This is a genomic window from Methanofollis liminatans DSM 4140, from assembly GCF_000275865.1.
In the GTDB taxonomy this organism is placed as follows: Archaea; Halobacteriota; Methanomicrobia; order Methanomicrobiales; family Methanofollaceae; genus Methanofollis; species Methanofollis liminatans.
In genome coordinates this window covers 1,232,893-1,257,353 of the sequence record NZ_CM001555.1, presented here as the reverse complement: position 1 = coordinate 1,257,353, position 24,461 = coordinate 1,232,893, and the positions used below count along the sequence as shown (strand labels likewise).

Genomic DNA, 24,461 nt, shown 5'->3' with positions numbered 1-24,461 from the left:
TCTCGCTATGCTGTTTTGAGAGCGGATGTTCCCTATCGAGCCCGACGTTCTCGCCTGTCAACAACGGGATATCTTTCCTCCAAAAGTAACAAAATTAATTTTCCAACCTCCTATGATAAATCTATCGCCTATCACAGCGTGATCGTGTGAGAGAATAGGCCTTGTTTCTTCCGCTCCTTCAGCCGATAACTATCTCCCTTGATTTTGGCCGGTTGAATGGTGAGAAGGTGCTACTGCCTACTTCCTTTTTAAGATCAATTCAAGGCATACCACCCTGCGCGCCACCGATCAAACCCCACCCCCACCATCGACAGAGTTATATAGCTCGACCGAAGATCAAGATATCAAATGGAGCCTTTTAAAAGTCGCAATTCAAAATTGGAACTCAAACATGCCGTAAAAGTGCTGCGAGGGGGATCCGAACCCCCGACCTCCAGATGTCTCAGATCCGGGCGCTTCGTTTTTTGCTCAAAACCCTATGAGTCTGGCGCCCTAACCAGCTAGGCCACCGCAGCGCGGTTGTTTGCACCTAAGTGCAGTATAACAATGATGGATTCACTAATAAAGGTTATTGTGGCCGGAGGGCTTCAGCGCTTCCGGCTGTTGATGTACACGTTCACCGCGGCGGAGATCGCCGCCATCTCCTTCCCCTGCCGCAGGGAGTCGGCGAGCGTGGCCATTCTGGTCTCCTCCTCGCGCAGGGAGCGGCGAAGGCTCTGGGCGATATGCTCCTCCTGGAGGAAATGGGTGTGCGTCCGGCCCTGCACGAACTCGCGGTTGTGCATCAGGGCATGGTGGAGGGGCAGGGTCGTCTTCACCCCCAGGACGACATACTCGTAGATCGCCCTGCGCATCCGTTCGATCGCCTCCATCCGCGTCTGACCCCAGGCACAGAGCTTCGAGATCATCGAATCGTAGTTCGGCGGGATCGTATACCCCATATGGATCCCGGAGTCCACCCGGATGCCGGGCCCTCCGGGCGAGCGGTACCGGACGATCTTGCCAGGATCGGCCTGGAAATTGTTCATCGGGTCCTCGGCGTTGATCCGGCACTCAATCGCGTGCCCGCGGATCGAGACGTCCTCCTGCCCGAAGGAGAGGTCCTGCCCCGAGGCGATAGCGAGCTGCTGCTTCACCAGGTCGATGCCCGTGATCATCTCGGTGATCGTGTGCTCCACCTGCAGGCGGGTGTTCATCTCCATGAAATAATACTCCCCACCCGAGTAGAGAAACTCCACCGTGCCCGCGTTCCGGTAGCCCGACGCCTTTGCGACCGTCACCGCCGAGGCCGACATCCGCTCACGCAGTTCGTCGGTCATGATCGGTGACGGTGCCTCCTCCACCAGTTTCTGGTGGCGGCGCTGGATCGAGCACTCGCGGTCGTAGAGGTGCAGGGTGGAGCCGTAGTTGTCGGCGAGCACCTGGAACTCGATATGGCGGGGCTTCACCAGGTACTTCTCGATGAACACCGTCGCATCCCCGAAGGCCGACTCGGCGATCTTCATGCTCCCTTTGATCGCCTCCTCGAGTTCTTCCGGGCTGTTGACGATGTGCATCCCGATCCCGCCGCCGCCGGCGCTCGCCTTCACGATCACCGGGTAGCCGATCTCCTCTGCGACCCGCGCCGCCTCCTCGATGCTCGCGATCCCGCCGGGCGTCCCCGGCAGCACCGGCACACCGGCCTCCCGCATCTTCTGCTTGCTCTCGATCTTCGAGCCCATCATCTCGATGGTCCGCCACGACGGCCCGATGAAAGTGAGCCCCTCCTCCTCGACCATCTTCGCAAACTTCGCGTTCTCGGCAAGGAAGCCGTAGCCAGGATGCACCGCCTCGGCGCCCGACTTTCTGGCGATCTCGACGATCCGCTCCATGTTGAGATAGCTCTTCTGCGGCGGGGCTTCGCCCACAAAGAACCCCTCGTCCGCATACTTCACATGAAGGGCGTTTTTGTCCGGCGTCGAGTAGATGGCGACCGTCTCGATGCCGAGCTCGCGGCAGCCCCGCATCACTCTGATCGCGATCTCGCCGCGATTCGCGATGAGTACCTTCTCAAAATATCTCATAGGACCACAGAAAGAGAGAGCATCATTCGACCACCATCAGGACATCCCCGTTCTGGACGACATCCCCGGAGTCCACGAAGATCTCCTTGACCTTGCCGTCAGCAGGGGCATAGATCGGGTTCTCCATCTTCATCGCCTCAAGCACCAGAAGGACGTCGCCCTTCTTTACCTGCACGCCCGGGCTCACCCGCACTTCGAGGACCATCCCCTGCATGTTGGACTTGATCCCGCCTGCGATCTCCCCTCTGGGCAGTTCGGTCCCGGCGGCCCTGGAGCCCGAGTCGACCGCACTCCCCTCCACCGAGACGATCCTGACCGAGAAGATCTCGCCGTCGACCTCGACCTCCATGAAGCTCGGGATATCGGCAGAGGAGGTGGCGGCGGCCGCCCTTCTCTCCGGGATCCCCTCGGGCTTGCGCTCACCTTTCAGGAACGACGGGGCGATCGCCGGATAGAGGATGTAGGTGAGGACGTCCTCCTCCTTGCGGACAAGACCGTCCTTCTCGGCCTGCTCGCGCATCTTTTCATAGGCCGGCTCAAGGAGATCGGCCGGGCGGACCGTGATCACGTCCTCGTTCCCGATGATGATCCCCCTGATCTCATCGGAGATCGCTGCCGGCGACCGTCCGTACAGCCCCCGCACATAGTCCTTGACCTCCTTTGTGACGTTGCCGTAGCGCTTCCCGCCCATCAGGACGTTGAGCACCGCCTGCGTCCCGACGATCTGGGAGGTCGGGGTCACCAGCGGGGGGTAACCGAGGTCCTGTCGCACCCGCGGGATCTCCACAAACACCTCTTCGAGGCGGTTAAGGGCGTCCTGCTCTTTCAGCTGCGAGACCAGGTTCGAGATCATCCCGCCGGGCAGCTGGTAGATGAGCACGTCGGAATCGACGCGCTCTGAGATCGGGTCGAGGAGCCCCTGATATTTCTCCCGCAGCCGCACGCAGAGGTCCCTGACCTTATGAAGGGCGTGCAGGTCGATCCCGGTCTCGCGGTCGGTCCCCATCAGCGATGCGACCACGCTCTCGGTCGGCGGCTGCGAGGTGCCCAGGGCGAAGGGCGACATCGCCGTGTCAAGGATATCGACGCCGGCATCTATTGCCGCCTGATAACTCATCGGCGCCACGCCGCTCGTCGAGTGGGAATGGAGACAGACCGGAATATCGATGCGCTCCTTGATCCCGGCGATGAGGTCGCGGGCCGCTCCAGGCATGATCAGCCCGGCCATATCCTTGATGCAGACCGAGTCGCAGCCGCGGGCTGAGAGGTCCTCGGCCATCTCGATGAACTTCGCCGTCGTGTGCACCGGGCTCGTCGTATAGCAGATCGTACCCTGGAGATGGGCGCCGGCCGCTTTCACGCTGGAAAACGCCTTCTCCATGTTCCGGACGTCGTTGAGGGCGTCAAAGACCCTGAAAATATCCACGCCGTTTTTATATGCGGCGTCCACGAACCGCTCCACGACATCGTCCGGATAGTGGCGGTAGCCGACAAGGTTCTGACCCCGCAGGAGCATCTGGATCGGCGTCTTGTCGAGTTCGGCCTTCAGATCGCGAAGGCGATCCCAGGGGTCGTCGTTCAGAAAGCGGATACAACTGTCAAAGGTCGCCCCGCCCCATGCCTCAAGGGAGAAGAAGCCCACATCATCCATCTTACGAGCCAGAGGAAGCATGTCCTCTGTTCTCATTCGGGTGGCGATGAGCGACTGATGGGCATCCCTGAGCGTCGTATCGGTAATATGAACTCGTTTAGGACTGGCAGCACTCATCTGAATACCTCGGGGCTCTCAAATATCCACAAGCCTCTCAATTTTTCATTCTGATCATATAAATACATCACTAAGAGGTACAAAAGAGAGAAATACAACGATTCCTGCGAGAACAGTCGCAGCGTAATCGGCTCGCGTGCGGGTGAAAGAGGGGCAGATCGAACCCCCGCCCCGGTATCCCCGAACGGCCAGAAGAACGGCGCGCTCAGCCGACCGCCGCATCTGTGCGTGCAGGATCGCACGCCCGAAGGGGACGATCATGCCCGGACCCCATTTTTTACCTTTGAGCTCGAGGGCCATGCGTATCCGGGCGATATCCTCTTCGAGCGAGGCGAGGGCCTCCATGCCCATCTCGCCGGCAAGACCGAGATCGAACCCGATGCGGTTGCCGGCGAGAGACGCCCCTGCGCCGAGCAGCTCGCCCGGCACCCGTTCGCCATATGCCCAGAACGCCACGAGAAATACGGCCGAGAGCCGGAAAAGATAGGAGAACCCGCCGCCCGAGGCGATCTCGGTGGCGACGGCGGCAACGACGAGGGGGACAGCGACGAGGGCGATGGTTTTCGGTGCGGGCAGGGACTCCCGGCGCCGGCTGAAGATGGTCCACCAGAGGCATACGAGGGCCGCCCCGGCCACCGAGGTAAAGGCGGCAAGCGAGAGGGCGAGGGTGCAGAACACCCTCAGTCGTGCATCTTTCATCTCGCCTCCCTCACGTCCTCGAACCTGATGTTGGCAGGCATGCGTCCATCTTCGAGTGCACGCCTCAGGTACGGCGGTGCATACCGCCAGCGGCCGATCGCCCCGGGGACCGGGCCGAGACACGCCGCCCTGCCGTCTGCGACCTCCCAGATATAGTCGACCCGCGGGAGCACCTGGCGTTCATGGGTGAAGATCACGGTGATGCCGGCATCGCGTTCCTCCAGCCAACGGCAGAGATGCCGTTTCTGCACGCAGTCGAGCGAACTGAAGGGCTCGTCGAGGATCAGCAGATCCCATGCGCGGGCAAAGACACAGGCAAGATGAAGCCGCTTGAGTTCGCCGCGGGAGAGGTGGAACGGGTCGTCGTCGATACGGCCGGCAAGACCGCACTGTCCGGCAACGGCGTCCGGGTCCGCACCATAGGAGGCGATCTCCGCCCTGACCGCCGCTTCGGTGACATGGTACTCGGGGTTCTGGAAGGAGAGGGTCATCGTTCCGACGCCCTCGCGCCGCACGCTCCCGGCGTCTGGCTGCAAAAGGCCAGCGAGGAGGAGAGCAAGCGTCGTCTTCCCGCTCCCCACCCTGCCGGTGACAAGATGGATCCCCTCTTCAAAGACACCAGAACAGGCGAGGGTGAACGCTCTGCGGGAGAAGGCGATCTCTTCAAGCGCCACCTGCACGACCGCACCTCCAGAGGTCAGGGTAGAAACAGGTCTTTTCAAGTGCCAGAAACACCTCTGCGGGCGGACCGGCATGGACGACCGACCCTTCCTTGAGGAAGACAACCATATCGGCGCGGGACGCCGCCTCCATGTCCTGGGTGCACCTGACGACATACGGGCACCGGCAGGCGCCGATCGCCCGTTCCACCTCCCCTGCCGTCTCTTCGTCAAGGTGCGAGTCGAACTCATCGAGGACCAGCACCTCAGGGCGGGAGGACAAGGCGGTTGCGAGGGCCACAAGGGCCCGCTCGCCGCCGGAGAGATCCCTGACCGTCCGCGTAAGCAGCCCCTCGATCCCGACCAGGGTGGCGGCCTCGCCGACACGCCGCTCAGTCTCCCCGCAGGGAAGGCAGGCAAACCGGGAGGGTCCGGCGATCTCGTCGAAAACACAGGTGAAGAGGATGCTCTGATCAGGAAACTCGTCGACCCATCCGATCTCGACCTCCCTGGGCAGTCGGCCGTCGAAGCGGACGCTCCCTTCCTGCGGGAGATGCAGCCCGGCAAGCAGGGAGAGCAGTGTGGACTTCCCGCTGCCGTTCGGGCCGATGAGCGCGGTCGTTCCCTCAGGAAGGATGAGGGAGGGGATGGCGAGGATCTGGTGGCGAACGTCCGTAAGTGCGATCATTGCAACCGTCTGGCGACATAAAACACCGCTGCCGCCTTGACGGCGTCGCCCGGCAGAAAGGGAACCATGCCGATCACGATCGCCGCCGCGATGCCCATCCCTGTCGAAAGGGCGAGCCACAAGACCCCGAAGAGATAGATCAGAAGCGATGCGGCGGCAAGCCCCGCGATCCTGATCCGGTCTGACTGATGTTCATAGGCAATTCCTGCCACGAGGCCGGCAGCGATAAAACCAAGAATGAAACCCCCGGTCGGCCCGAAAAGAACACCGATTCCCGCCGTCCCGTTGTGGAAGAGCGGGAGGCCCAGGGCCCCGAGCAGCACGTAGAGCCCGACCGGCACGACCGCCCGCCGCTTCATCACCGCACCGGCGAGGAGGACAAAGAAGGTCTGAAGGGTGAGCGGGACCGGGAAAAACGGGATTGAGACCCACGAGCCCGCGGCAATCAGGGCGATAAAGCCTGCCGACTCTGCGATAATCCGGGAACGCCGCTCGTCTCCGTACATCAGCAACCCTTACAGATGCACACAGTCCCCTGCGATCACTTTTTCGATGCGCCCGTTGTCCCTGCGGATGATCAGGGCGCCGTGCTGGTCGATATCGATCGCCACGCCCTCGAAGGACTTGCGAGCCGTCCGGATCGAGACGCGGTTGTCCAGCGTCAGGGAGAGGCTCTTCCACTCCCTGATGATCGGCTCGTACTCCCCGCTCTGGACGATCATATACCGGCTCTCAAACTCCCGCAGGATCATGGCAAGCAGGGAGGCGCGGTCGATATCGTGGCCGAGTTCGGCCTTGATCGAGGTGACGCTCTTTTGAAGTTCCGGAGAGAGTTCCCCGACGTCCACGTTTGCGTCGATGCCCATGCCGAGGAGGCAGTAATGGATCTCGTCGCCGTCGGCCGAGAGTTCGAGCAGCAGCCCGGCCACCTTTTTATCCCCGATATATACGTCGTTTGGCCACTTGATCAGGGCGCCGAGATCGTATTTCCGCCTGATCGCCCGGGCCACCGAGATCGAGGCCGCCATCATGATCATGAAGAGCGAGTCCACCGGCATCTTCGGCGTTAAGATGATGCTTGCCCAGATGCCGCCTTTCGGTGAGGCCCACGCCCGCCCGAGCCTTCCGAACCCCCCGGTCTGCTCCTCGGCGACCACCACGGTCCCGTTAAGGAGGGCGGGATCGGTCTCCATGCAGAGTTTCTTCGCCGCCCAGTTCGTGGACCCCACGCTCTCGTAGTAGCGCGTGTCGACGCCGACAAAGGAGGTCCTGAGCACTTTTTTGATCCCCTCAGGCGTGATGGGGCCGGCACTCCTGACAAGAAGGTATCCCGCATCGAGAGAGGACTCGATATCATGGCCGCTCTCCCTGAGTTCCTTGATATGATGGGAGACCGCCGACCTGGGGATCCCGAGCTCCCTGCTGATCTCATCGGCCGTGATCGGGCCATCGGCAGACTCAAGAATTCTGAAGACCTGCTGTATCGTGTCGTTCATGCTATTACCTTCTGGCAGAGACAGACTCCGACGGGAGAGGACAGGGGTCCTTCCCGCAGACCTGCTGGAGGATCGCTGAATGGTGCTCCATGAGTGTGGCAAGGTCGAAGATGCCGGTGATATCCACGACACCGATGGCGCCGATCGCCGCACCCGACCCGTCCCTGACCGGGGCAACGACCACAGGCACGCCGCGGTACGGCCCGGAGACCGGGACCTCTTTTTTAACGGCGTTCTCGGCGATCGCCGCTTCGAGCACCGGACCGGTGTAGCGATCATCGACCACCCTTCCCTCCTCGATACGGATGCCGGGCTGATCCCGGGAACGAGCCGTCACCGGCAGGCGGTTGAGAAGGTGGTGAACCGCCATAACGACCGGCACGAGATCCGCGGGGGTGGAAGAGGCAGCGATGATATACTGATCCATGATTACACCTGTACACTCCATCTCTCTTCTCTAAAATAAGGTTTCTCTTTCCGCAGTGCAGAAAGCGCCCATAAATTTTGCCGACGGGTATTCGTGGGTTGTGGCGACAACAACCGCACCCTCGCCGATCTCTTTTGCGATGATGACCGCCTCGCCCTCAGGCGTCTCGGCGACCGTCTCGCCGCCATGGACGGGAAAGACACCGTCGGTCTCGACGGCCCCGGCATCGTAGCCGTCGATGAGAGAGCCATATGGCGTGCTGCCCGGGAAACTGAGTGCTCTCTCTCTGTACTCGTGCCTGTACTCCACCGGGAAGGGCAACCAGTCGTAGGCGCCGGGCCGCTCGTCTGCGGCTCCGAAGACCAGGAGACGCCCGCCGTTCTCGACAAATCTTCTGATCCGCGGGGCCGCCGCCCGCAGGCCCGGGAGCAGGCGAGAGTAGCGCGGGTTTCCAAACCCCGTCGGGACGACCAGAGCCACATACCGCCCCCGATAGAAGGGGGAGGCGATCAGGTGCTGGTTGACGTGGTCGCAGCAGATCCCGCAGCACTCGTTCACAAACCGGTTGAACGTCCCGGGCTCGTCCCAGAGGATCGCCGCTTTTGCAATCATCCCTTGATCACCCCGATCGGGCGGAGGCGCACCACCGGCAGCGAGAGGCCGGCGCGCCGCACCACATCCACCACCTTGTAACTCTCCTTGTAGGCATCAGGGGCCTCCTCGGCGATCGAGGCGTCGCTCGTCGCCCTGACGATGATCCCCTGTTTCAGCAGATCCTTCCTGACCTCGCTGCCCGGCGTCGCCTTCTTCGCTTTCGTCCGGCTCATCACCCTGCCGGCCCCGTGGCAGGTGCTTCCGAAGGTCTTTTCCATGGCGGTATTCGTCCCATGAAGGACGTAGGACGCACTTCCCATGCTCCCCGGTATGATCACCGGCTGGCCGACGGCGCGGTAGTCCTGCGGGACTTCAGGGCAGCCCGGTCCAAAGGCGCGTGTCGCCCCTTTCCGGTGGACGCAGAGTGTCTGGCGCCCCTTATCGGTGTTGTGCCTTTCCATCTTGGCCACGTTATGGGCGACATCGTACACCAGCGGCATCTCCTCGTAGTCGATCCCGTACATCCGGTTCAGCACCGTCCTGACCTGGTGAGTGATCACCTGCCGGTTTACCCACGCATAGTTTGCGGCCGCCGCCATCGCCCCGAAGTAGGCCTCACCTTCGGGCGAATGCACCGGGGCGCAGGCGAGTTGCCGGTCAGGAATCTCGATCCCGTATCGCCGCGTTGCCGACTCAAGCGTCCGGAGGTGATCGGTGCAGATCTGGTGGCCAAGGCCGCGTGAACCGCAGTGGACCATGAAGCAGATCTGCCCTGCGCTCAGGCCGAAGGTCTGCGCCGCTTCGTTGTCAAAGACGGCGTCCACCGCCTGGATCTCAAGAAAATGGTTGCCCGATCCGAGGGTCCCGGCCTGGGGCATCCCCCTCTGGCAGGCTTTTTTCGATACCGGCGCAGCGTTTGCGTTCGGCATCTTTCCCCCCTCCTCGCAGTGGGCAGCATCATTTTCGGTGCCGTAGCCTGCGGCAACAGCCCAGTTGACGCCCTCAACCATGATCTCCTCGAGGTCATGCGGGGAGATGCGCATCTCACTCTCCGCACCCACCCCTGTCGGCACGGTGGTAAACAGCGCTTCGATCAGGGCGCGGGGATTTTTAATGTCGTCAGGCGTCAGCGGGGTGGCGATCAGGCGCACCCCGCAGTTGATATCGTAGCCGACGCCGCCCGGGGAGATCACCCCGGTCTCCTGCTCGAATGCCGCGACCCCTCCGATGGGAAAGCCGTATCCCGAATGGATGTCCGGCATGGCAAGGGAATAGCGCACGATCCCGGGAAGGACGGCCACGTTTGCCAGCTGCTGGACGGCCCCGACCTCAAGCGTCTCAGAAAGATCTTCCGAGAGAAAAAAGCGGCCCGGAACCCGCATGCCGGGAACGTACCCGATCGGTACTTCCCACTCCACCTCATCGATCCTCTCGATCCCCGCAAGCATCAGAACACCTCACACATCAAAGAGTATCTCACTACAAAACTCTTCCCCGTCACGGAAGAACCTGAGCCCGGAATAGGATATGCCCTTGATCTCCATCCCGCCCCGGTGCCGGTCGGGGTCGAAGGCTTCGCCGCGGGCCACGGCTTCAAGCGCCGTGCCCTTCACCGTGACCTCGAACGACGAGAAGACCACCCGGTCGACCTCCGCGATAAAGATCAGCTCTGAGAGGAAGTCGACCATCAGCTGGGGCATGTCGGGGGCGCTCACCGAGACCCGCCGCTCGATCCCACCCTCCCCGCAAGCGACGTACATGATAGAAAACATCGCCCTGGCCGCCTCTGCAAAGAGAGCGTCGCAGGAATCTGCCGTGACGCGCACGCGGACATCGGCCTGATGGGGCAGTTCTTCAAACGGCATGGTCAGTCATGCTCATAGAATGGAATAAGCGTCATGTCGATCGTATCGATATATGGCGCCTGGTACATCGATACATAGATGCGGTGGCTGCCGGCCCTGATCTGCACGTCGGTATTTTTCGGTGGTTTCATCGAGACGGGCATGAGGATCGGACCGCCGCAGGATGTGGATACCCGGAAATCCGAGTGCTTTTTTTCGATATACGTAATTACATCGTCTGAAACCGTGATCTTCTCAGAAGAGAAATCTCTCCGGGGCCTTATCATCCTTTATATCTGGACGCAGGAAAAGGTAAAATAGTTCTGATCGTCGGGTCAGCCGCATTTGAGCAGACGGGCGACCATGCACACATAATCTTCCTTGATCTGATAGACCGCGTTTGCTCCGTCCATATCTCTCTTCACGTGCAGGATGCCCATCCGCGAAGCGATGATACCAACCATCGAGGCCACAGAGTGGTAACTGATCGCAAAGGTCTCGGAAAGCCGGGTATAGAGTTCAGGTATCGTCGCTGACTTTATCCTGACAAAGAAAGCAAGCACCTCGTGGCGAATACCCGTGCTGTCCCGGGAGAGATATTTCTTCAGGCGGGCCTCAATCTCCTTCTTGAAATCGGCCGGGGACCGCATGACGGAGTGTAGAATTGTACATTATAAATAAGTTCCGATTTCGTCTCATTCCTTCCGGGCCCCGGAACGTAAAACAACCCAAAACCTGAATAATGCCGATCCGATCTTCTGGTATTCCTGATAATAACGGTGCAACAGGGGATATCCAAATATTTAATCCCCTATACGGCAGAGTACGTAGATATGGGTTTTGCTACCTATGATGTCAATAAATATCCCCCGAAGCAGATGGTGGCGGTGCCTCTTATCGTGCTTCTGCTGGCCCTCGTCCTGCTCGCCGTAAACTGGGTGAGCACCGGGATGCCGGTTACGCCGGGCATAGATTTCGCCGGTGGCACAGCTGTGACGATCATAACGGACGAGAGCGTCGCAGAGATCGAGAGCTATTTTTCCGGGTTCCCTCTGGAAAGTGTCGGTGAAGGACTGGGCGGCGGCAAATACCTCAAATTCGGCCCGATGTCCGATGACCAGTACAGAGTTCTCAGCGAAAAGGTGAACGACCGCTACCCCGAGGCGAAGATCGACCAGATCGGCGAGGCTTTCGGCGCCGCGCTCCAGCAGCAGGCGCTCATTGCGCTCGTCTTCTCGTTCATCGGGATGGCGCTGGTCGTCTTCATCGCCTTCAGGAGTTTCGTCCCATCGGTCGCCATTGTGCTCTCGGCCTTTTCCGATATCGTCATCACGGCAGCGATCATGAACGTCATCGGCATCCCGCTGACCCTCTCAACGACCGCTGCGCTCCTGATGCTCGTCGGGTATTCTGTCGACAGCGACGTCCTCCTCACAACACGCCTGTTAAAGCGACAGGGAAAGATCGAAGAGAAACTTTCAGGCGCCTACAGGACCGGGATCATCATGACGACCACGACCATCGCCGCCGTCATTGCGATGCTGGTCGTCACCGCCATCGGGCAGGTCGAGGTGATCTTCCAGATCGCGGCGGTCCTGCTGATCGGACTCTTTGTTGACCTGATGAACACCTGGGTGCTCAACGCCGGCATCCTCAAAGATTACGCGATGAAACAGGGGAGACGCACATGAGCAACGATACCCTCAGAAAACTGATGAGCGACTGGCGTGTCGTCCTCCTTGTCGTCCTGGTCGCCGCTTCCATTGTCGCCATCGGACCTCACTTTGAGGACGGGAAATTCACGACCAACCTCCAGTACGGCCTCGACCTCCAGGAAGGCTCCTGGCTCCAGATGGAGTTCCAGGCAGAGGTGCTCACCGTCCAGACCGACCGGTCCATCGACCGTCTGGCAGAGAACCTCAGCCGGACCCTGGACACCGAGGTGATCGTCGCCGCAGACGATCAGATCGAGATCAGAAAGAAATTATCTCAGGAAGAACTCCAGCCAATCCTCCTGGCAGAAGGTGCGACGATCGTCACCTACAACCCCGGCGTCTCAAAGGAGACTGCTGAGGATGTAAAACGCATCCTTGAAAACAAGGTCAACAGCCTCGGCACCAAGGACGCCCGGGTGAACATCCTGACCAGCCTCAACGGCGTCACGCGCTATGTGCGCGTCGAACTTGCAGGCGTCGACATGGCGACGGCGAACGAGGTCGTCGGTCAGCAGGGCAAGTTCGAGATCAGGGTCCAGACCGCGGGCAGCGAGAGCCAGCATGTGCTCTTCGGCGACGCCGTCACCAGTGTGTCGGTCCCGACCGTCTACCCGCCGGGATCGGACATGTGGGGCGTCGCGTTCACCCTCAGCGAAGCAGGAGCAGTATCGTTCAGGGAGGCGGCGATCTCCTCCAATGCCGTCAATGACCCTGACAACCACGAGCTGATCATGCTCCTGGACAACACCACGGTCTACTCGGCACCGCTCTCCCCGGACCTTGCCGCAAAACTGAAAGTGGAACCGATCCGCGAACTCCGCGCCTCCACCGGCACCGGGGATGCGGGCATGCAGGACGCCCTGAACCTCGAGATCCACCTGCGTGCCGGCGCCCTGCCGGTGGACGTGACCGTGGCGGGCTCTGGTTCGGTCTCGGCCACGCTCGGGGACTACTTCAAGATCGTCGCCTTTGCCGCAGCGGCCCTGGCCCTCATCGTCGTCGGCGTTGTGGTCTACTTCAGGTACCGCGAGCCGAGCATCGTCCTCCCGATGATCGCGATCAACCTCGCCGAGATCATCATCCTGCTCGGGATTGCCCGCTATATCCAGCAGCTCGACCTCGCCTCGATCGCCGGTATCATCGCCGTGATGGGTACGGGCATCGACCAGCTGGTCGTCATCACCGATGAGGTGCTCTACGAGGGACGGGTGCCCTCGCCGAGCGTCTATCTGAAGAGACTGGCGCGGGCCCTCGGGATCATCGTCGTGGCCGCATCGACCACCTTCATCGCCATGCTTCCGCTTGCCCTGATGGACCTCTCGACCCTGCGGGGCTTTGCGATCATCACGATCCTCGGCGTGCTCATCGGCGTGCTGGTGACGCGGCCGGCGTACGGAAAGATCATCATGGCGATCCTCTCGAAATAGATCTGATACCTTTATCTTCTCTTTTTTCCCACCCGGCAGATCATGGGAAGGCCGGTGCTCATCGATTTCTTCTCGGCGTGGTGCGAGCCCTGCACAAGGCAGACGGCGATCGTCGACGAACTGGCGGCTCGCATCGGGGATGCTGTTGAATTCAGGAAGATCGACGTCGGCGAGAGGCGGGACCTGATTGCGAAATACCAGCTGGTGACCGTCCCGACGATCGTGATCGAAAAAGACGGACTGGTCGTGAAACGCTTTGAACGCCTCACCGACGCCGGGACCCTCGAAACAATTTTAACTTCTCTGATCGATGATCATGCATAACCGAGGGAGAATAATGAGCAAACCAGTACTGACGGACTTTTTTGCGACCTGGTGTGGGCCGTGCAAGATGCAGACGCCGATCCTCGAGGAACTCGGACAGAAACTCGGTGACAGCGTCGAGATCAGGAAGGTGGACGTGGACCAGAACATGGAGGCGGCGACGAAGTACGGTATCAGGGTGGTCCCGACGCTGATCATCGAGAAAGACGGCATCGTCATGCATAAACTCGAAGGGGTTACCCGCGCCGACACCCTCGAGCAGATCCTCAAACCCCTGATCGAAGAGTAAGAACCGGACTGCGACGGCCGGAAAAACCTGTTTATTTTTTTTATGAGCCCGGAAGAGCGCGTATCGGTGCTTCTGGATCTTCTTGAACGGCGCTACGGCAGGATCGTCTGGTGGGACGCCTCTCCTGAAGAGGTGATCATCGGTGCGGTGCTCACCCAGCAGACCCGCTGGGAGAATGTGGAGCAGGCGCTTGAGAACCTCAGTAAGGCGGGCATCTGCTCGACAGAGGGGATTGCAGCTGCCGATGCCGCCACGATCGAGGAGCAGATCCGCCCGGCAGGGTTTTATCGGGTGAAAACGCGGCGTCTGAAGGCAGTCTCTTTGATGGTGCAGGAATCGGGCGGTATCCGGGCGCTTGGAGAGATGCCGACGGCAGACCTGCGGGAAGCGCTTCTTGCGGTGCACGGCGTCGGCGAAGAGACGGCGGACAGCATCCTCTGCTATGGATTTCAACGGGCGTCGTTTGTGATCGATGCATATACCAGACGCATCTGCGGGTGCATGGGGATTTCAGGATCGTACCGGGATCTTAAAGATCTGTTCGAGCGGGTGCTGCCGGCAGAGGCGACTGCCCACGCACAGGCGCACGGCTGGATCGTCGAGTATGCAAAAGAGTTCTGCGGAAAAAAGAGGTGCGAAGAATGCAGGATAAAGATTTTGTAAGAATTGGCGTGAGGCTCTTTACCGAAGGGCTTGTCGGTGGAAATTTCGGGAATATGAGCAGGAGAGAAGATGAGGGGTTTATGATCACCGGCACCGGGACCTACCTCGACGACCCGGGCGACCTGGTTCTTGCACCCCTTGAGGGGCCGGCACCGGCCGGAGCATCGAGCGAGTACCGCGTGCATCAGGCGATCTACCGTTGTTCACAGCACCGGGCGATCGTGCATGCCCACCCCCCCTATGCAGTGGCGGCTTCCCTTGCCCTTGACCGGGTGGTCCCGCGTGACTCCGAGGGGCAGATGCTCTGTCCGGTGATTCCGGTGGTCGGCGGTGCGCCCGGCACGCAGGAGCTGGCCGACAACGTGGCGGCGGCGCTCGGCAGGGACGGCCGTCTCGTGATCGCGCGCGGTCACGGCACGTTTGCTACAGGAAAGAGTGTGGAGGAGGCATATCTCTATACCTCCCTTGCCGAGCACGCCTGCCGCGTGATCGCCTATTCAGGTTTTTTCGGCGGCTGCATCCGCTGAATCTCCCGGACCACCTCGCGGTGGAAGGCGAGGAGCATGTCGCCGATCACCCCGAACATGAAGATCTCGATCCCGACCATGATTAAGAGGACAGTGAGGATGGTGAGGGGGATGTGCTCGATGTGGTTGAGCCACTCGACGAGCACGTAGATCGCCAGCACCCCGCCGGCAAGGGTGAGGCAGGCGCCGATGAGACCGAAATAAAAGAGCGGGTTGTTCGTCTTTGCGAACCGGTAGATCGCCGAGAGGATCCGCATGCCGTCCTGGAGGGGATGGAGTTTGGTCGGCGTGCCCGGGCGCTCCAGATATCTTACCGGGACGACGGCGATCTGCTGGTTGAGGTTCACCGCCTGCACGGCCATTTCTGTCTCGATCTCGAATCCGGCTTCCCGCAGGTTCATCTCCCTGAGGGAGCGGAGGGTGAAGGCCCGGTAGCCCGAGAGGATGTCGCTGAGGTCGCGCCCGTGGGCGAGCCTGAAGAAGTGGTTGATGAGGTGGTTTCCGGTCAGGTTCAGGCGGGTGAAGGCGCGCGAATCCGGGAAGGCCAGACGGTTGCCGATGACATGGTCAAAGCCTGAGAAGAGAGGCAGGAGCATCTTTTCGGCGTCTTCGGGAAGATAGGTTCCGTCGCCGTCGAGCATCAGCACATAGGGGAGATCGATGATCCCGGCGGCTTCGATGACGGCGTTGCCCTTTCCCTTCCCGCTCTGGAGCCGGACTTCGGCCCCGGCTTCTTCTGCACGCGCGGCCGTGCCGTCGGTGCTGTTGCCGTCCATCACCAGGATGCGGCGGTAGCCCCGGTCGCGAAAGGCCCGGACAAGGTCCCTGATCGTCGGGGCCTCGTTGAGGGTGGGGATGAGGATGCACACCTGATCTTTTTCGATCTCCATTGAGGTATTATTAAAAAATCCATAATCATAAGTGCTTCCATGCATGTCGCAAAGAAAGGGCTGCGCGTGCTCGGGATCGCGGAGAGTTTCAGGGGACGGGACCGGTCGGTGCTGGCCGGCGTGGTGATGCGCAGGGATCGCGTGATCGATGGCGTCGAGATCGGAGAGGTGACGGTCGGCGGCATGGATGCGACGGCGGCGGTGATCGCCCTTTTTTTCGACTTCGAGCGGGAGGACGTCAACCTGATCATGCTCTCGGGCTGCATCATCGCCTGGTACAATATCATCGACCCGGCAGCGGTGCATGCAGCCACGGGAGTGCCGGTGGTCGTGGTGACTTACGAGGATTCGGAGGGGCTTGAGGAGGAGATCGCCGCCCATTTTCCCGGCGACGAAGAGAGAGCGGCGGCATACCGCCGCCTCGGGGGGAGGCTGCCTCTTCACCTTTCAAACGGGTATACCGCGTATATCAGACCGGCCGGGATCGACGACGATACGGCGGGAAAACTCGTCGATGCGTTCACCCTGGAGGGAAGGGTTCCCGAACCCCTGCGGGTGGCGCGTCTGGCCGCCCGCGCCGTCATGCGGTATACGTGTCGGCCGAGATGAGCCGGCCGTCGGTGTTCGAATAGATTTCGACGCACACGACGTCGCCGGGCCTGAAGGTGCCGTCGGTGAAGTCGATGGTGATAGGTCGGCCCGGATACCAGCGGCTGCCCTCGCCGTTCATGGTCTGGACGCCGTAATGGTGCGTCTGGATAAACTCATGCGCATACATCGTCGGGATTCTGGCGGATATCGGCTCGTCGTTCCTGTAGAACTTCGCCGAGAGGTCGTTCTTGGCATACTCGGTCGTCCGGTCGGCGTTGTCCTCGGGGGTTCCGAGGTACCACCGCATCAGATCGATAGGGTCGCTGAGGTCCATGGAGGTCGGCGTGCTGTTGTACCTGAGCGTGACGCGGCTGTCGTAGTTGAGCGTATGCGTGTCCTCATCGATATGATTGATCGCGACGATCTCGAAGATGCAGGGCGCTCCTGCCATGTCGAGATCGAGGGACGGGAGATGGAACATGAGGAGAACAAGGACCGCAAGGATCATCGCAAGGGCGACGAGAAGCAGGTTTGCCTGCAATGAGGAAACCGCCTCGTCCGAATGGTCAGACCAATCCATTGGCAGAGGATTATACCGGACGCAATATAATTTTTCGCCTTCTGCCTGTTTCTTTCGTAAACAAATCTGAGCGACCTTAACCTGTGCGCCAGGGCAGATGGGCAGGCGGCCTGACGTACGAGGTCAGTAAAACCGTCCGCTGTGCTGCAGATGCAGCATCTGCCAGAGGCGATGGGAGAGCACATTTTCGACGAAGCGGCGTCACTCGCCAGGGAGCCTGAACCCGGCATGTGAGAAATTGCAAGATTTCATCTGAGCAACATCAGCCTGAAAAAATTCTTTTCAAAAAGGGAATAGGAACATTAGTTCTTAGAGCCTCGGGCGGGAATCGAACCCGCGACCTCTTCCTTACCAAGGAAGCGCGATACCGCTATGCCACCGAGGCGATCATGCACACCGGGCCGCGTCTGGACAACTCCCTGCCCATTTCAAGGCCGGGTTCTGCTGACGGAACCACAGATGCATTACAATAGTGAGTGAATCCTCTATAAAAAAGATGTTGTTCGTGCCGGAACGGCCAGAAATAATCTCAAAAGTATATTTGTCGAATATCTCTCAGCAAATCTGGTCAAGAACGATAAAGCTCTCAATCGCCCCTTCGATGCTCCCCACCTCGATCACCGGGTCGATGCCGCTCATGCCGACCGCCTCCATCACCGCGGCGAAATCGATCGTGCCCGCCCCCACTGCCTGATGGGTATCAGACCGGCCATCGTTGTCATGGAGGTGGAAATGATCGATCCGCTCCTTCAGGAATTGGGGGAGGCAACCCATGATATGCGCATGGCCGACATCGAGGGCGAACCCGGGACCCTCGGGCAGGGGGAGTTCGTCGGGCGTCCTGAGCAGGAAATATTCCCATGCCATATTCTCGACATAGTACCGGATCGAGCGCTCCTGCGCCATGCCGGAGAGTTCCTCGATGGAGCGGTGAAACTGGCGCCGCGCCCGCTCTATGTCGGTCTCCCATGCAAAATACCCCGGATGAATGACCACATCGGCGCCGACCTCTGCGGCGATGGCAAAACAGTCGTCGATCACTTCGACGCTCGCCTTCCTGATCGGTTCGAGCGTGCTTGCGATATTGACGCTGCGCGAAGGGGCATGGATGGAATAGCGCAGGCTGTACGACTGGAGGGGTTCGGGACTCTGGAGAAAATGGCAGCCTTCGTCCATGATCTCCGCATATCCGGTCAGCCCGGAGATCATCTCGAGGGCCTCGTTGAGAGGGTGGGTGTTGAGCGCATAGGTGGAGATGCCGTACATAGGAGAGGAGTAGTGCAGGAGATCAAAAAAAGGTGTGGCCCTGCTCACTCCGGCCCGACACCCCGGTCGGGCGGGCCGCCTGCCCCGAAACGGCACCCTCCGCCGCCCTTCCTGCCGCATCCCTCGATGATGATGGCCCTGCCATGGACAATCGCCCCGGCCACCTTCTGGCGCGCCTCGTGGAGATCACGCCAGAGGGTTTTCCTTGAGACCCCCATCGCCTCCGCCGCCTCCTCCTGCTGCATGCCGAGCAGGTCGACGAGCCTGAGCACCTCTATCTCCTCGGGCCTCAGGATCACCGGCTCCGCAGCATCGGGGGCACACTGGGGGAAAAAGCAGGAGCATCCCGGCGGACCACTGATGATCCGCTCCGCACGTCTCCGCCCCCGCCTGCAGGCCCCGTCTCCAGTCATGGCAGGCCCATATCGTCTCTGATCACGGCCCAGATCGCGGCGACCGCATCAGACGCCGGTGAGGGCGTCCGGGTGAGCGGACGGTGCGAGCAGACCGCACGCTGGACCGCATCGTCGAAGGGTATGAGCCCGGCGACGGTGATCCCCTTCTCGGCGCAGAAGGCCAGGATCTCGGCAGTGATCCTCTCTTCGAGGTCTGAACGGTTCACCGCCAGGAACATGCGGACGCGGAACCCCTCGCAGACCCGCACCAGCCGTTCGAGATCAGACCGCCCGGACATGCTCGGTTCGGTGACGATCAGGACGGCATCGCACCCGGTCACCGTGGCGATGAGCGGGCAGCCGATGCCGGGCGGGCCGTCGATGAGGAGGAGGTCGCGGTCGGCCGCCGCCTCCAGCGCACGCTCCTTCACCTCGGTGACCAGGAGGCCGCTCGTGCCCGAGCCCGGGATCAGGCGGGCATGGAAGAGGGGGCCGAGTTCGGTCGTCGAACGGTATATCTCCCCGTGTTTTCGTTCGACGAACGTCACCGCCCCGGCCGGGCAGACATGCTCGCAGACGCCGCAGCCCTCGCAGTCGGCCTGTTCAACGCGATAAATCGCTTTTTCCTCCAGGATTGCACCGAACCGGCAGTGCTCGGCGCAGGCGCCGCACGAGATGCAGATGTCGGGATCGATCTGTGCGCACTTCATGCCGTAGTACGGGATGGTCTCCTGCACATTCGGGCTGAACAGGAGTTCTAAGTTGGCGGCGTCCACGTCGCAGTCGGCCATCACCAGGTCGAGGTCCCGGTGGGCGAGGTCGGCGATCGCCGCCGTCACCGTCGTCTTTCCGGTGCCGCCCTTTCCGCTCACCACCGCAAGCCGCTTCATCGCTGCACCTCCACACGTGATACCACCTGTTCGTACAGCCCGGCAAAGGCCGTCTGCCAGCCCGGGAGGTCCCGGCTGATCAGCCCGCCCCGGTTCTGGACGGCGGCGATCTCCCTCGAAAACGGGATGCGCAGAAAGACCGGGAGCCCCTGCTCCCTGCAGAAAGCCTCGGTCTCATCCTCGTCTCCGCAGCTCCGGTTGATGACGACGCAGGCCGGCACCCCGAGAGAGGAGACGACCTCGGCCGCCAGCTTCAGGTCGTGCAGCCCGAAGGGGGTCGCCTCGGTGACCAGGACGCAGACATCTGATCCCTTCACCGTCTCGATCACCGGGCAGGCGGTGCCGGGCGAGGAGTCCAGGATGACCGTGGCGTCACCGGCGGCCGCCTCTTTTGCGGCCTGGATCACCGGGATGCCGACCGCCTCACCCTCGTTCATCACGCCCGAGATCAGCCTGAGGTCGGGCAGGGGGTGGCGCTCCTCGATCCGCCCGAGAGAGATCGGCCGCTCGGTGATCGCCGCATTCGGGCAGACGAGCGCACAGCCGCCGCACGAATGGCAGATCTCAGGGAAGAAGAGCACGCGGTCTTTGAGGACGGCGATGGCGCCAAACTGGCAGAACCGCCCGCAGTCGCCGCACCGGGTGCAGCGTTCGCTGTCGAACGCAGGCACCAGCCTGGTCACCGGGGTGTCGGTGTGGCCGCCCGGGAAGAAGAGGTGGAGGTTGGGCTCTTCCACGTCGCAGTCCACCAGCGTGACCGGCGCCGCCCGAGCGCGGCTCCAGGCAAGATTGGCTGCAACCGTGCTCTTCCCGGTCCCCCCTTTTCCGCTTGCAATCACGATCTGCATGGGATGCGTCCCTTTAGAGAATGCGCGCGAGTGTTCCGGCCCGGTATGCCGCAACGGCGTCCTTCACCGACCCGCCGGCGCGGTATTCATAGACCGCGATCCCGGCAGCAGAGAGGGCGGAGTTCGCATTGCCCCCGACCTGCCCGGTGATCACCACCTTCGCGTCGTTATCGACCATCGTCTGGGCAGACTTGATCCCGACACCGCCCGCACCACCGGCGCCGGCGTTCTGGACTGTCTGGGCGTCCCCGCTCTCCTCGTCGATGAACACGAAATATGGGGCGCGGCCGAACCGCTCTTCGACCTGGGCATCAATGCCGCTTCCTTTTGCAGTAACACAGATTTTCATGATATCCACAGGGTTATTACTCATATGCGCAGATTATTCTTTTGGCCGTGACAGATAAGATTGATCACGGCTGCTGGTTCGCCACGGCGAACCACCGGAAATAAAAAAATATGCAGGATAGGATCTATGGCATACCATCATCTCTTCGGACCGGTTCCCTCGCGCAGGCTCGGCATCTCGCTCGGCATCGACCTGGTGCCCCACAAGACCTGCTCGTATAACTGCATCTATTGCGAGTGTGGAAAGACGACTGACCTCACCACCGAAAGGCGGGAATACGTGAAGACGGCCGAGGTCATCGAAGAGTTGCGGGAGTACCTCGGCACCTCGCCCGAACTCGACTACATCACCCTGGCCGGTTCGGGGGAGCCGACCCTCCACTCCGGGATGGGGGAGATCATCAGGTTTCTCAAGGCAGAGTTTCCGGCATACCGGATTGCCGTGCTCACCAACGGGAGCCTTCTCCCGGATCCAGAGGTAAGAGCAGACCTGATGGAGGCCGATCTTGTGATCCCGACCCTGAACGCCGTTTCAGAACCTGCGTTCAGGAAGATCAACCGGCCTCACCGGGAGATCACCCAGAAGGCGGTCATCGAGGGGATCACGGCATTTGCCAGAGAGTTCCAGGGCGCCATATGGCTGGAGGTCTTCATCGTGCCCGGCATCAATGACAGCGACGAGGAGGTAAGGCTGATCGATGCGGCGATCACAGCGATCCGGCCGGACAAGGTCCAGTTGAACACCCTCGACCGCCCGGGTGCGGTTGCGTGGGTGGAACCGGCCGACGAGGCCACCCTCAAACGGATCGCCGCCCTGATCACCGGCGCCCCGGTGGAGATCGTGGCGGCGCTCCCGTCCCGCGACACGGTGGCAAGTTTCCACGAGGAGGTCGCCGATTTTATCATGACGATGGTCAGGCGCCGGCCGGCCACGGCGGACGATATCTCCCGCTCTACCGGGCTGCACAAAAACGAGGTGAACAAGTACATCCAGTTTCTGCTGGAGTCGGGAGAGATCACCAGGAAAACCGGGGAACGGGGGGTATTTTTCCTCCCGAAAAATGACTAATCTTTTCTGATGTGGACGTCCATCTGGTTGAACGGGATCTCGATCCCCTCTTCCTTGAAACGCTCGTCTATCCGGGTATTGATGAAATCCTGAACCTCCCAGGCCATATTGAACGCCCTGGCCCATACCACGAGGGTGAAGTTCAGGCTCGAATCGGCAAATTCGAGGAAGTAGACACTCGGGGCCGGGTCGTTGAGCACATAGACCGACCGGTCCACCGCCTCACGGGCAATTTCGAGGAGGATCTCCTTGACCCGTTTCACGTCTGAGCCATAGGCGACCGAGACCGGGATCTTGATCTTCAGGCGCACCTCAGGGAGGGCGTAGTTGATGATCACCGAGCTTGCGATCTTGGAGTTCGGGATGGTCACGAGCTGGTAGTCGAGGGTCTGGAGCCGGGTGGATCTCGGCCCCACGCTGACAACGTCCCCGAGATAGTCGTCGATTTTGATCCGGTCGTTCACCTTGAAGGGTTTGTCCATCACGATGAGCGCCCCGCCGAAGAAATTGGAGAGGAGGTCCTGGGCGGCGAGGGCGACGCGGCGACGCCGGCGATCCCGGCCCCGGCAAGGAGCGGCGTGATGTCGATCTCAAGGGTGCTGAGGATGAGGAGGAAGGCGACAAACCAGACGACGTATTTCACGGCGATCTCGAGGACGTCGATGATCCGGTCGTCCACCTCGCTCTCGGTCCGCGCCGCCATCCAGCGGCCGTAGAGATGGATGAAATTGTACGTGAAGCTCGATACGATCCATGTGCCGAGGAGGATGTAGAACGCCGTGAGGTATTTTGAATCGAGAACGTATGCATAACGGTCAGGGATGAGCCCGGAATAGACGATGGAGAAATAGACCGTCACAACGAGCACGGCGATGATGAGGGGCTTTCCGGTCGCCGCGATGAGGATGTCGTCGATCTTCGATTCGGTAGATGCCGCCCGCTTCAGCAGCCAGTGATAGAGCCAGTAGAGAGCGACTGATCCGAAAACTCCGGCAAACAGGAGGAGAAGGGAGTAGGGGACGTTTCCCATAGGGTATACTTATGCCATGGAACTTATATTAACTATAAGGATTGCATGGCGACAGGAGACGAACTGAAGGAGGCGCTCCGCGACTCTGTGGACCGCGATTACACTTTCATGCATATCTGCGGGACGCACGAGGCGGCGATTGCGCGGACCGGCCTGAGGAGCGTGCTGCCCGAAGGGCTGAAGATCGTGATGGGGCCGGGGTGTCCGGTCTGCATCACCCCGCAGGGCGAGATCGACGCGGCGATCGAGTTCGTGGATAAAGGCTGCATCGTCGCCACCTACGGCGACCTGCTCAGGGTGCCTGGCACGAAGGGCTCGCTCGAGTCGAGCGGCGGCGATGTGCGCGTGGTGCAGGGGGTCCACAAGGCGGTGGAGATCGCGGAGAAGACCGACAAAGAGGTGGTATTCATCTCGGTCGGCTTCGAGACGACGGTGCCGACGGTGGCCGCCACCCTGCTGACCGAACCGCCTGAGAACTTTTCCATCCTTTCCTGCCACCGCCTGGTCCCGCCGGCGATGAAATGGCTGCTGGAGCAGGGCGAGGCCTCGCTCGACGGCTTCATGCTGCCGGGGCACGTCTGCGTGGTCGCCGGGTATGAGGACTACGAGCAGTTCCCGGTCCCGCAGGTGGTCGCCGGATTTGAAGCCGAGGATATCCTGCTCGGCCTGCTGATGCTGGTGCGGCAGGTGAACGAGGGGCGCCACGAGGTGGAGAACGCCTACCCGCGCGCCGTGAACAGAACGGGAAACCAGAAAGCGAAGAAACTGATGTACGAGGTCTTCGAACCGGCCGATGTGGAGTGGCGCGGCTTTCCGGTGATCCCGGCGTCGGGGCTGCGGCTGAAGCCGGAGTTCGCGCGCTATGATGCGAAGGAGAAGTTCGGGATCGAGATCAAACACGTGGAGAAGACGACCGGGTGCATCTGCGACCGGGTGCTGCGGGGGATCGCGCAGCCGACCGATTGCCGCCTTTTCGGGAAGATATGCACGCCCAGGACGCCGGTCGGCCCGTGCATGGTCAGCCACGAGGGGGCATGCAAGATCTGGAACCTCTATCACCTCCGCCGCCCCTGAAGCGGCACAATCCTTTTTAACCTCTCAGGATAATGGATATAGGCAGGTCCCGGTAGGGTAGTGGATATCCTGAAAGCCTCCGGAGCTTTCGACCCGGGTTCGAATCCCGGCCGGGGCGTAATTACGAGGGAATGATTCTGTTCCCTTTCACTTTTGTTCATCTGGTTGCCGTTCTTTTGCAGATCATCAGGACTGCGTGCATTTGATCGTCTTGATGCGCCAGCGGGGATAAGGAGCGTTTCGCCCTGAACCCCAGCAGGATCACGGTGCCGCCGATCTGCTTGTGATGAGCGGATG

31 protein-coding genes and 3 tRNA genes are annotated in these 24,461 nt (G+C 61.0%); 10 read left to right on the top strand and 24 right to left on the bottom strand.

The genetic code is table 11. The annotated features are described in order from the left end of the window. Positions 1 to 403: 403 nt before the first annotated feature. The 14 genes from METLI_RS06370 to METLI_RS06305 form a co-directional block, all read right to left on the bottom strand. A tRNA-Met gene (locus METLI_RS06370) sits at positions 404 to 515 on the bottom strand. 72 nt (positions 516 to 587) lie between these two features. After that, positions 588 to 2,063 carry an acetyl-CoA carboxylase biotin carboxylase subunit gene (locus METLI_RS06365; protein WP_004038938.1) on the bottom strand — a complete coding sequence of 492 codons (1,476 nt, stop codon included), beginning with the start codon at positions 2,061 to 2,063 and terminating at the stop codon, positions 588 to 590. 22 nt (positions 2,064 to 2,085) lie between these two features. Beyond that, positions 2,086 to 3,831, bottom strand: a complete 1,746-nt coding sequence (oadA, locus tag METLI_RS06360) for a sodium-extruding oxaloacetate decarboxylase subunit alpha (protein ID WP_004038937.1) — start codon at positions 3,829 to 3,831, stop codon at positions 2,086 to 2,088. 54 nt (positions 3,832 to 3,885) lie between these two features. Beyond that, positions 3,886 to 4,530, bottom strand: a complete 645-nt coding sequence (locus METLI_RS06355) for a hypothetical protein (RefSeq protein WP_004038936.1) — start codon at positions 4,528 to 4,530, stop codon at positions 3,886 to 3,888. Further along, positions 4,527 to 5,252 (bottom strand): ATP-binding cassette domain-containing protein, encoded by a 726-nt coding sequence (locus tag METLI_RS06350; RefSeq protein WP_245529336.1) that lies wholly within the window; start codon positions 5,250 to 5,252, stop codon positions 4,527 to 4,529. Before METLI_RS06350 ends, METLI_RS06355 begins: the two co-directional genes overlap by 4 nt. Beyond that, positions 5,194 to 5,877, bottom strand: a complete 684-nt coding sequence (locus METLI_RS06345) for an ATP-binding cassette domain-containing protein (RefSeq protein WP_004038934.1) — start codon at positions 5,875 to 5,877, stop codon at positions 5,194 to 5,196. Before METLI_RS06345 ends, METLI_RS06350 begins: the two co-directional genes overlap by 59 nt. Continuing rightward, complete coding sequence (locus tag METLI_RS06340) at positions 5,874 to 6,383, bottom strand: biotin transporter BioY (RefSeq protein ID WP_004038933.1); 510 nt, start codon at positions 6,381 to 6,383, stop codon at positions 5,874 to 5,876. Before METLI_RS06340 ends, METLI_RS06345 begins: the two co-directional genes overlap by 4 nt. A 9-nt stretch (positions 6,384 to 6,392) precedes the next feature. After that, positions 6,393 to 7,373: a biotin--[acetyl-CoA-carboxylase] ligase gene (locus METLI_RS06335; RefSeq protein ID WP_004038932.1), complete on the bottom strand. Its 981-nt coding sequence runs from the start codon at positions 7,371 to 7,373 to the stop codon at positions 6,393 to 6,395. Between the two features lie 4 nt (positions 7,374 to 7,377). Then, a complete protein-coding gene (locus METLI_RS06330; protein ID WP_048103665.1) occupies positions 7,378 to 7,800 on the bottom strand; it encodes a DUF2111 domain-containing protein in 423 nt (140 codons plus the stop codon). A gap of 30 nt (positions 7,801 to 7,830) precedes the next feature. Then, positions 7,831 to 8,412 (bottom strand): hypothetical protein, encoded by a 582-nt coding sequence (locus METLI_RS06325; RefSeq protein ID WP_004038930.1) that lies wholly within the window; start codon positions 8,410 to 8,412, stop codon positions 7,831 to 7,833. Beyond that, on the bottom strand, positions 8,409 to 9,842 hold the full coding sequence (locus METLI_RS06320; protein WP_004038929.1) for an RtcB family protein: 1,434 nt from the start codon (positions 9,840 to 9,842) through the stop codon (positions 8,409 to 8,411). Before METLI_RS06320 ends, METLI_RS06325 begins: the two co-directional genes overlap by 4 nt. A 9-nt stretch (positions 9,843 to 9,851) precedes the next feature. Further along, positions 9,852 to 10,259 carry an archease gene (locus tag METLI_RS06315; RefSeq protein WP_004038928.1) on the bottom strand — a complete coding sequence of 136 codons (408 nt, stop codon included), beginning with the start codon at positions 10,257 to 10,259 and terminating at the stop codon, positions 9,852 to 9,854. A 2-nt stretch (positions 10,260 to 10,261) separates the two neighbouring features. Beyond that, complete coding sequence (locus METLI_RS13605) at positions 10,262 to 10,390, bottom strand: hypothetical protein (protein WP_342632889.1); 129 nt, start codon at positions 10,388 to 10,390, stop codon at positions 10,262 to 10,264. A gap of 183 nt (positions 10,391 to 10,573) precedes the next feature. After that, entirely contained in the window at positions 10,574 to 10,888 is a 315-nt protein-coding gene (locus METLI_RS06305) for a DUF2551 domain-containing protein (protein WP_004038926.1), read from the bottom strand. 183 nt (positions 10,889 to 11,071) lie between these two features. Here METLI_RS06305 and METLI_RS06300 point away from each other — a divergent pair, with 183 nt between their 5' ends. From METLI_RS06300 to METLI_RS06275, 6 genes are all read left to right on the top strand, one after another. Further along, positions 11,072 to 11,929 carry a protein translocase subunit SecF gene (locus tag METLI_RS06300; RefSeq protein ID WP_004038925.1) on the top strand — a complete coding sequence of 286 codons (858 nt, stop codon included), beginning with the start codon at positions 11,072 to 11,074 and terminating at the stop codon, positions 11,927 to 11,929. After that, a complete protein-coding gene (locus METLI_RS06295) occupies positions 11,926 to 13,380 on the top strand; it encodes a preprotein translocase subunit SecD (RefSeq protein WP_004038924.1) in 1,455 nt (484 codons plus the stop codon). The genes METLI_RS06300 and METLI_RS06295 overlap by 4 nt, the downstream gene beginning before the upstream one ends. Before the next feature lie 42 nt (positions 13,381 to 13,422). Next, complete coding sequence (locus METLI_RS06290; RefSeq protein WP_004038923.1) at positions 13,423 to 13,704, top strand: thioredoxin family protein; 282 nt, start codon at positions 13,423 to 13,425, stop codon at positions 13,702 to 13,704. A 13-nt stretch (positions 13,705 to 13,717) separates the two neighbouring features. Then, positions 13,718 to 13,993, top strand: a complete 276-nt coding sequence (gene trxA / locus METLI_RS06285) for a thioredoxin (protein ID WP_004038922.1) — start codon at positions 13,718 to 13,720, stop codon at positions 13,991 to 13,993. 66 nt (positions 13,994 to 14,059) lie between these two features. Further along, on the top strand, positions 14,060 to 14,656 hold the full coding sequence (locus METLI_RS06280) for an endonuclease III domain-containing protein (protein WP_169313804.1): 597 nt from the start codon (positions 14,060 to 14,062) through the stop codon (positions 14,654 to 14,656). After that, a complete protein-coding gene (locus METLI_RS06275; RefSeq protein WP_004038920.1) occupies positions 14,635 to 15,183 on the top strand; it encodes an aldolase in 549 nt (182 codons plus the stop codon). Before METLI_RS06280 ends, METLI_RS06275 begins: the two co-directional genes overlap by 22 nt. Here METLI_RS06275 and aglJ read toward each other — a convergent pair. Beyond that, positions 15,150 to 16,073, bottom strand: coding sequence for an S-layer glycoprotein N-glycosyltransferase AglJ (aglJ, locus tag METLI_RS06270; protein WP_004038919.1), 924 nt, complete (start codon positions 16,071 to 16,073; stop codon positions 15,150 to 15,152). The genes METLI_RS06275 and aglJ overlap by 34 nt on opposite strands. A gap of 39 nt (positions 16,074 to 16,112) precedes the next feature. On the opposite strand from aglJ, the gene METLI_RS06265 reads away from it, so the two are divergent. Further along, a complete protein-coding gene (locus METLI_RS06265) occupies positions 16,113 to 16,682 on the top strand; it encodes an endonuclease dU (protein WP_004038918.1) in 570 nt (189 codons plus the stop codon). On the opposite strand, the gene METLI_RS06260 is transcribed toward METLI_RS06265, so the two are convergent. From METLI_RS06260 to METLI_RS06230, 7 genes are all read right to left on the bottom strand, one after another. After that, entirely contained in the window at positions 16,654 to 17,244 is a 591-nt protein-coding gene (locus tag METLI_RS06260; protein ID WP_004038917.1) for a hypothetical protein, read from the bottom strand. The genes METLI_RS06265 and METLI_RS06260 overlap by 29 nt on opposite strands. A gap of 313 nt (positions 17,245 to 17,557) precedes the next feature. Next, a tRNA-Thr gene (locus METLI_RS06255) sits at positions 17,558 to 17,629 on the bottom strand. A 170-nt stretch (positions 17,630 to 17,799) separates the two neighbouring features. Then, positions 17,800 to 18,510, bottom strand: coding sequence for a sugar phosphate isomerase/epimerase family protein (locus METLI_RS06250; RefSeq protein WP_004038916.1), 711 nt, complete (start codon positions 18,508 to 18,510; stop codon positions 17,800 to 17,802). Positions 18,511 to 18,554: 44 nt separating this feature from the next. After that, on the bottom strand, positions 18,555 to 18,923 hold the full coding sequence (locus METLI_RS06245; protein ID WP_004038915.1) for a DUF134 domain-containing protein: 369 nt from the start codon (positions 18,921 to 18,923) through the stop codon (positions 18,555 to 18,557). Next, entirely contained in the window at positions 18,920 to 19,795 is an 876-nt protein-coding gene (locus tag METLI_RS06240; RefSeq protein ID WP_004038914.1) for an ATP-binding protein, read from the bottom strand. The genes METLI_RS06245 and METLI_RS06240 overlap by 4 nt, the downstream gene beginning before the upstream one ends. Continuing rightward, on the bottom strand, positions 19,792 to 20,643 hold the full coding sequence (locus METLI_RS06235) for a nucleotide-binding protein (RefSeq protein ID WP_004038913.1): 852 nt from the start codon (positions 20,641 to 20,643) through the stop codon (positions 19,792 to 19,794). The genes METLI_RS06240 and METLI_RS06235 overlap by 4 nt, the downstream gene beginning before the upstream one ends. Positions 20,644 to 20,656: 13 nt before the next feature. Next, positions 20,657 to 20,992, bottom strand: coding sequence for a NifB/NifX family molybdenum-iron cluster-binding protein (locus METLI_RS06230; protein ID WP_048104114.1), 336 nt, complete (start codon positions 20,990 to 20,992; stop codon positions 20,657 to 20,659). 126 nt (positions 20,993 to 21,118) lie between these two features. Between METLI_RS06230 and METLI_RS06225 the strand changes: the two genes are divergently transcribed. Further along, the gene (locus METLI_RS06225) at positions 21,119 to 22,060 is read left to right on the top strand and encodes a radical SAM protein (protein ID WP_004038911.1); all 942 of its coding nucleotides are present in this window, start codon (positions 21,119 to 21,121) and stop codon (positions 22,058 to 22,060) included. Here METLI_RS06225 and METLI_RS13530 read toward each other — a convergent pair. Further along, positions 22,057 to 22,542: a mechanosensitive ion channel family protein gene (locus METLI_RS13530; RefSeq protein ID WP_245529421.1), complete on the bottom strand. Its 486-nt coding sequence runs from the start codon at positions 22,540 to 22,542 to the stop codon at positions 22,057 to 22,059. The two genes, METLI_RS06225 and METLI_RS13530, sit on opposite strands and share 4 nt — an antisense overlap. Next, positions 22,542 to 23,090, bottom strand: a complete 549-nt coding sequence (locus tag METLI_RS13525; RefSeq protein ID WP_245529419.1) for a mechanosensitive ion channel — start codon at positions 23,088 to 23,090, stop codon at positions 22,542 to 22,544. Before METLI_RS13525 ends, METLI_RS13530 begins: the two co-directional genes overlap by 1 nt. 45 nt (positions 23,091 to 23,135) lie before the next feature. Here METLI_RS13525 and hypD point away from each other — a divergent pair, with 45 nt between their 5' ends. Together hypD and METLI_RS06210 are read left to right on the top strand one after the other, a co-directional pair. Then, positions 23,136 to 24,164: a hydrogenase formation protein HypD gene (gene hypD / locus METLI_RS06215; protein ID WP_004038909.1), complete on the top strand. Its 1,029-nt coding sequence runs from the start codon at positions 23,136 to 23,138 to the stop codon at positions 24,162 to 24,164. 46 nt (positions 24,165 to 24,210) lie between these two features. Beyond that, positions 24,211 to 24,282 (top strand) — tRNA-Arg (locus tag METLI_RS06210). The last annotated feature ends 179 nt before the right edge of the window (positions 24,283 to 24,461 follow it).

Coding starts and splice junctions, on each gene's coding strand:
- METLI_RS06365 (WP_004038938.1), bottom strand. CDS start 2,063: ATGAGATATTTTGAGAAGGTACTCATCGCGAATCGCGGCGAGATCGCG.
- oadA (WP_004038937.1), bottom strand. CDS start 3,831: ATGAGTGCTGCCAGTCCTAAACGAGTTCATATTACCGATACGACGCTC.
- METLI_RS06355 (WP_004038936.1), bottom strand. CDS start 4,530: ATGAAAGATGCACGACTGAGGGTGTTCTGCACCCTCGCCCTCTCGCTT.
- METLI_RS06345 (WP_004038934.1), bottom strand. CDS start 5,877: ATGATCGCACTTACGGACGTTCGCCACCAGATCCTCGCCATCCCCTCC.
- METLI_RS06340 (WP_004038933.1), bottom strand. CDS start 6,383: ATGTACGGAGACGAGCGGCGTTCCCGGATTATCGCAGAGTCGGCAGGC.
- METLI_RS06335 (WP_004038932.1), bottom strand. CDS start 7,373: ATGAACGACACGATACAGCAGGTCTTCAGAATTCTTGAGTCTGCCGAT.
- METLI_RS06330 (WP_048103665.1), bottom strand. CDS start 7,800: ATGGATCAGTATATCATCGCTGCCTCTTCCACCCCCGCGGATCTCGTG.
- METLI_RS06325 (WP_004038930.1), bottom strand. CDS start 8,412: ATGATTGCAAAAGCGGCGATCCTCTGGGACGAGCCCGGGACGTTCAAC.
- METLI_RS06320 (WP_004038929.1), bottom strand. CDS start 9,842: ATGCTTGCGGGGATCGAGAGGATCGATGAGGTGGAGTGGGAAGTACCG.
- METLI_RS06315 (WP_004038928.1), bottom strand. CDS start 10,259: ATGCCGTTTGAAGAACTGCCCCATCAGGCCGATGTCCGCGTGCGCGTC.
- METLI_RS13605 (WP_342632889.1), bottom strand. CDS start 10,390: ATGAAACCACCGAAAAATACCGACGTGCAGATCAGGGCCGGCAGCCAC.
- METLI_RS06305 (WP_004038926.1), bottom strand. CDS start 10,888: ATGCGGTCCCCGGCCGATTTCAAGAAGGAGATTGAGGCCCGCCTGAAG.
- METLI_RS06300 (WP_004038925.1), top strand. CDS start 11,072: ATGGGTTTTGCTACCTATGATGTCAATAAATATCCCCCGAAGCAGATG.
- METLI_RS06295 (WP_004038924.1), top strand. CDS start 11,926: ATGAGCAACGATACCCTCAGAAAACTGATGAGCGACTGGCGTGTCGTC.
- METLI_RS06290 (WP_004038923.1), top strand. CDS start 13,423: ATGGGAAGGCCGGTGCTCATCGATTTCTTCTCGGCGTGGTGCGAGCCC.
- trxA (WP_004038922.1), top strand. CDS start 13,718: ATGAGCAAACCAGTACTGACGGACTTTTTTGCGACCTGGTGTGGGCCG.
- METLI_RS06275 (WP_004038920.1), top strand. CDS start 14,635: ATGCAGGATAAAGATTTTGTAAGAATTGGCGTGAGGCTCTTTACCGAA.
- aglJ (WP_004038919.1), bottom strand. CDS start 16,073: ATGGAGATCGAAAAAGATCAGGTGTGCATCCTCATCCCCACCCTCAAC.
- METLI_RS06265 (WP_004038918.1), top strand. CDS start 16,113: ATGCATGTCGCAAAGAAAGGGCTGCGCGTGCTCGGGATCGCGGAGAGT.
- METLI_RS06260 (WP_004038917.1), bottom strand. CDS start 17,244: ATGGATTGGTCTGACCATTCGGACGAGGCGGTTTCCTCATTGCAGGCA.
- METLI_RS06250 (WP_004038916.1), bottom strand. CDS start 18,510: ATGTACGGCATCTCCACCTATGCGCTCAACACCCACCCTCTCAACGAG.
- METLI_RS06245 (WP_004038915.1), bottom strand. CDS start 18,923: ATGACTGGAGACGGGGCCTGCAGGCGGGGGCGGAGACGTGCGGAGCGG.
- METLI_RS06240 (WP_004038914.1), bottom strand. CDS start 19,795: ATGAAGCGGCTTGCGGTGGTGAGCGGAAAGGGCGGCACCGGAAAGACG.
- METLI_RS06235 (WP_004038913.1), bottom strand. CDS start 20,643: ATGCAGATCGTGATTGCAAGCGGAAAAGGGGGGACCGGGAAGAGCACG.
- METLI_RS06230 (WP_048104114.1), bottom strand. CDS start 20,992: ATGAAAATCTGTGTTACTGCAAAAGGAAGCGGCATTGATGCCCAGGTC.
- METLI_RS06225 (WP_004038911.1), top strand. CDS start 21,119: ATGGCATACCATCATCTCTTCGGACCGGTTCCCTCGCGCAGGCTCGGC.
- METLI_RS13530 (WP_245529421.1), bottom strand. CDS start 22,542: ATGGACAAACCCTTCAAGGTGAACGACCGGATCAAAATCGACGACTAT.
- METLI_RS13525 (WP_245529419.1), bottom strand. CDS start 23,090: ATGGGAAACGTCCCCTACTCCCTTCTCCTCCTGTTTGCCGGAGTTTTC.
- hypD (WP_004038909.1), top strand. CDS start 23,136: ATGGCGACAGGAGACGAACTGAAGGAGGCGCTCCGCGACTCTGTGGAC.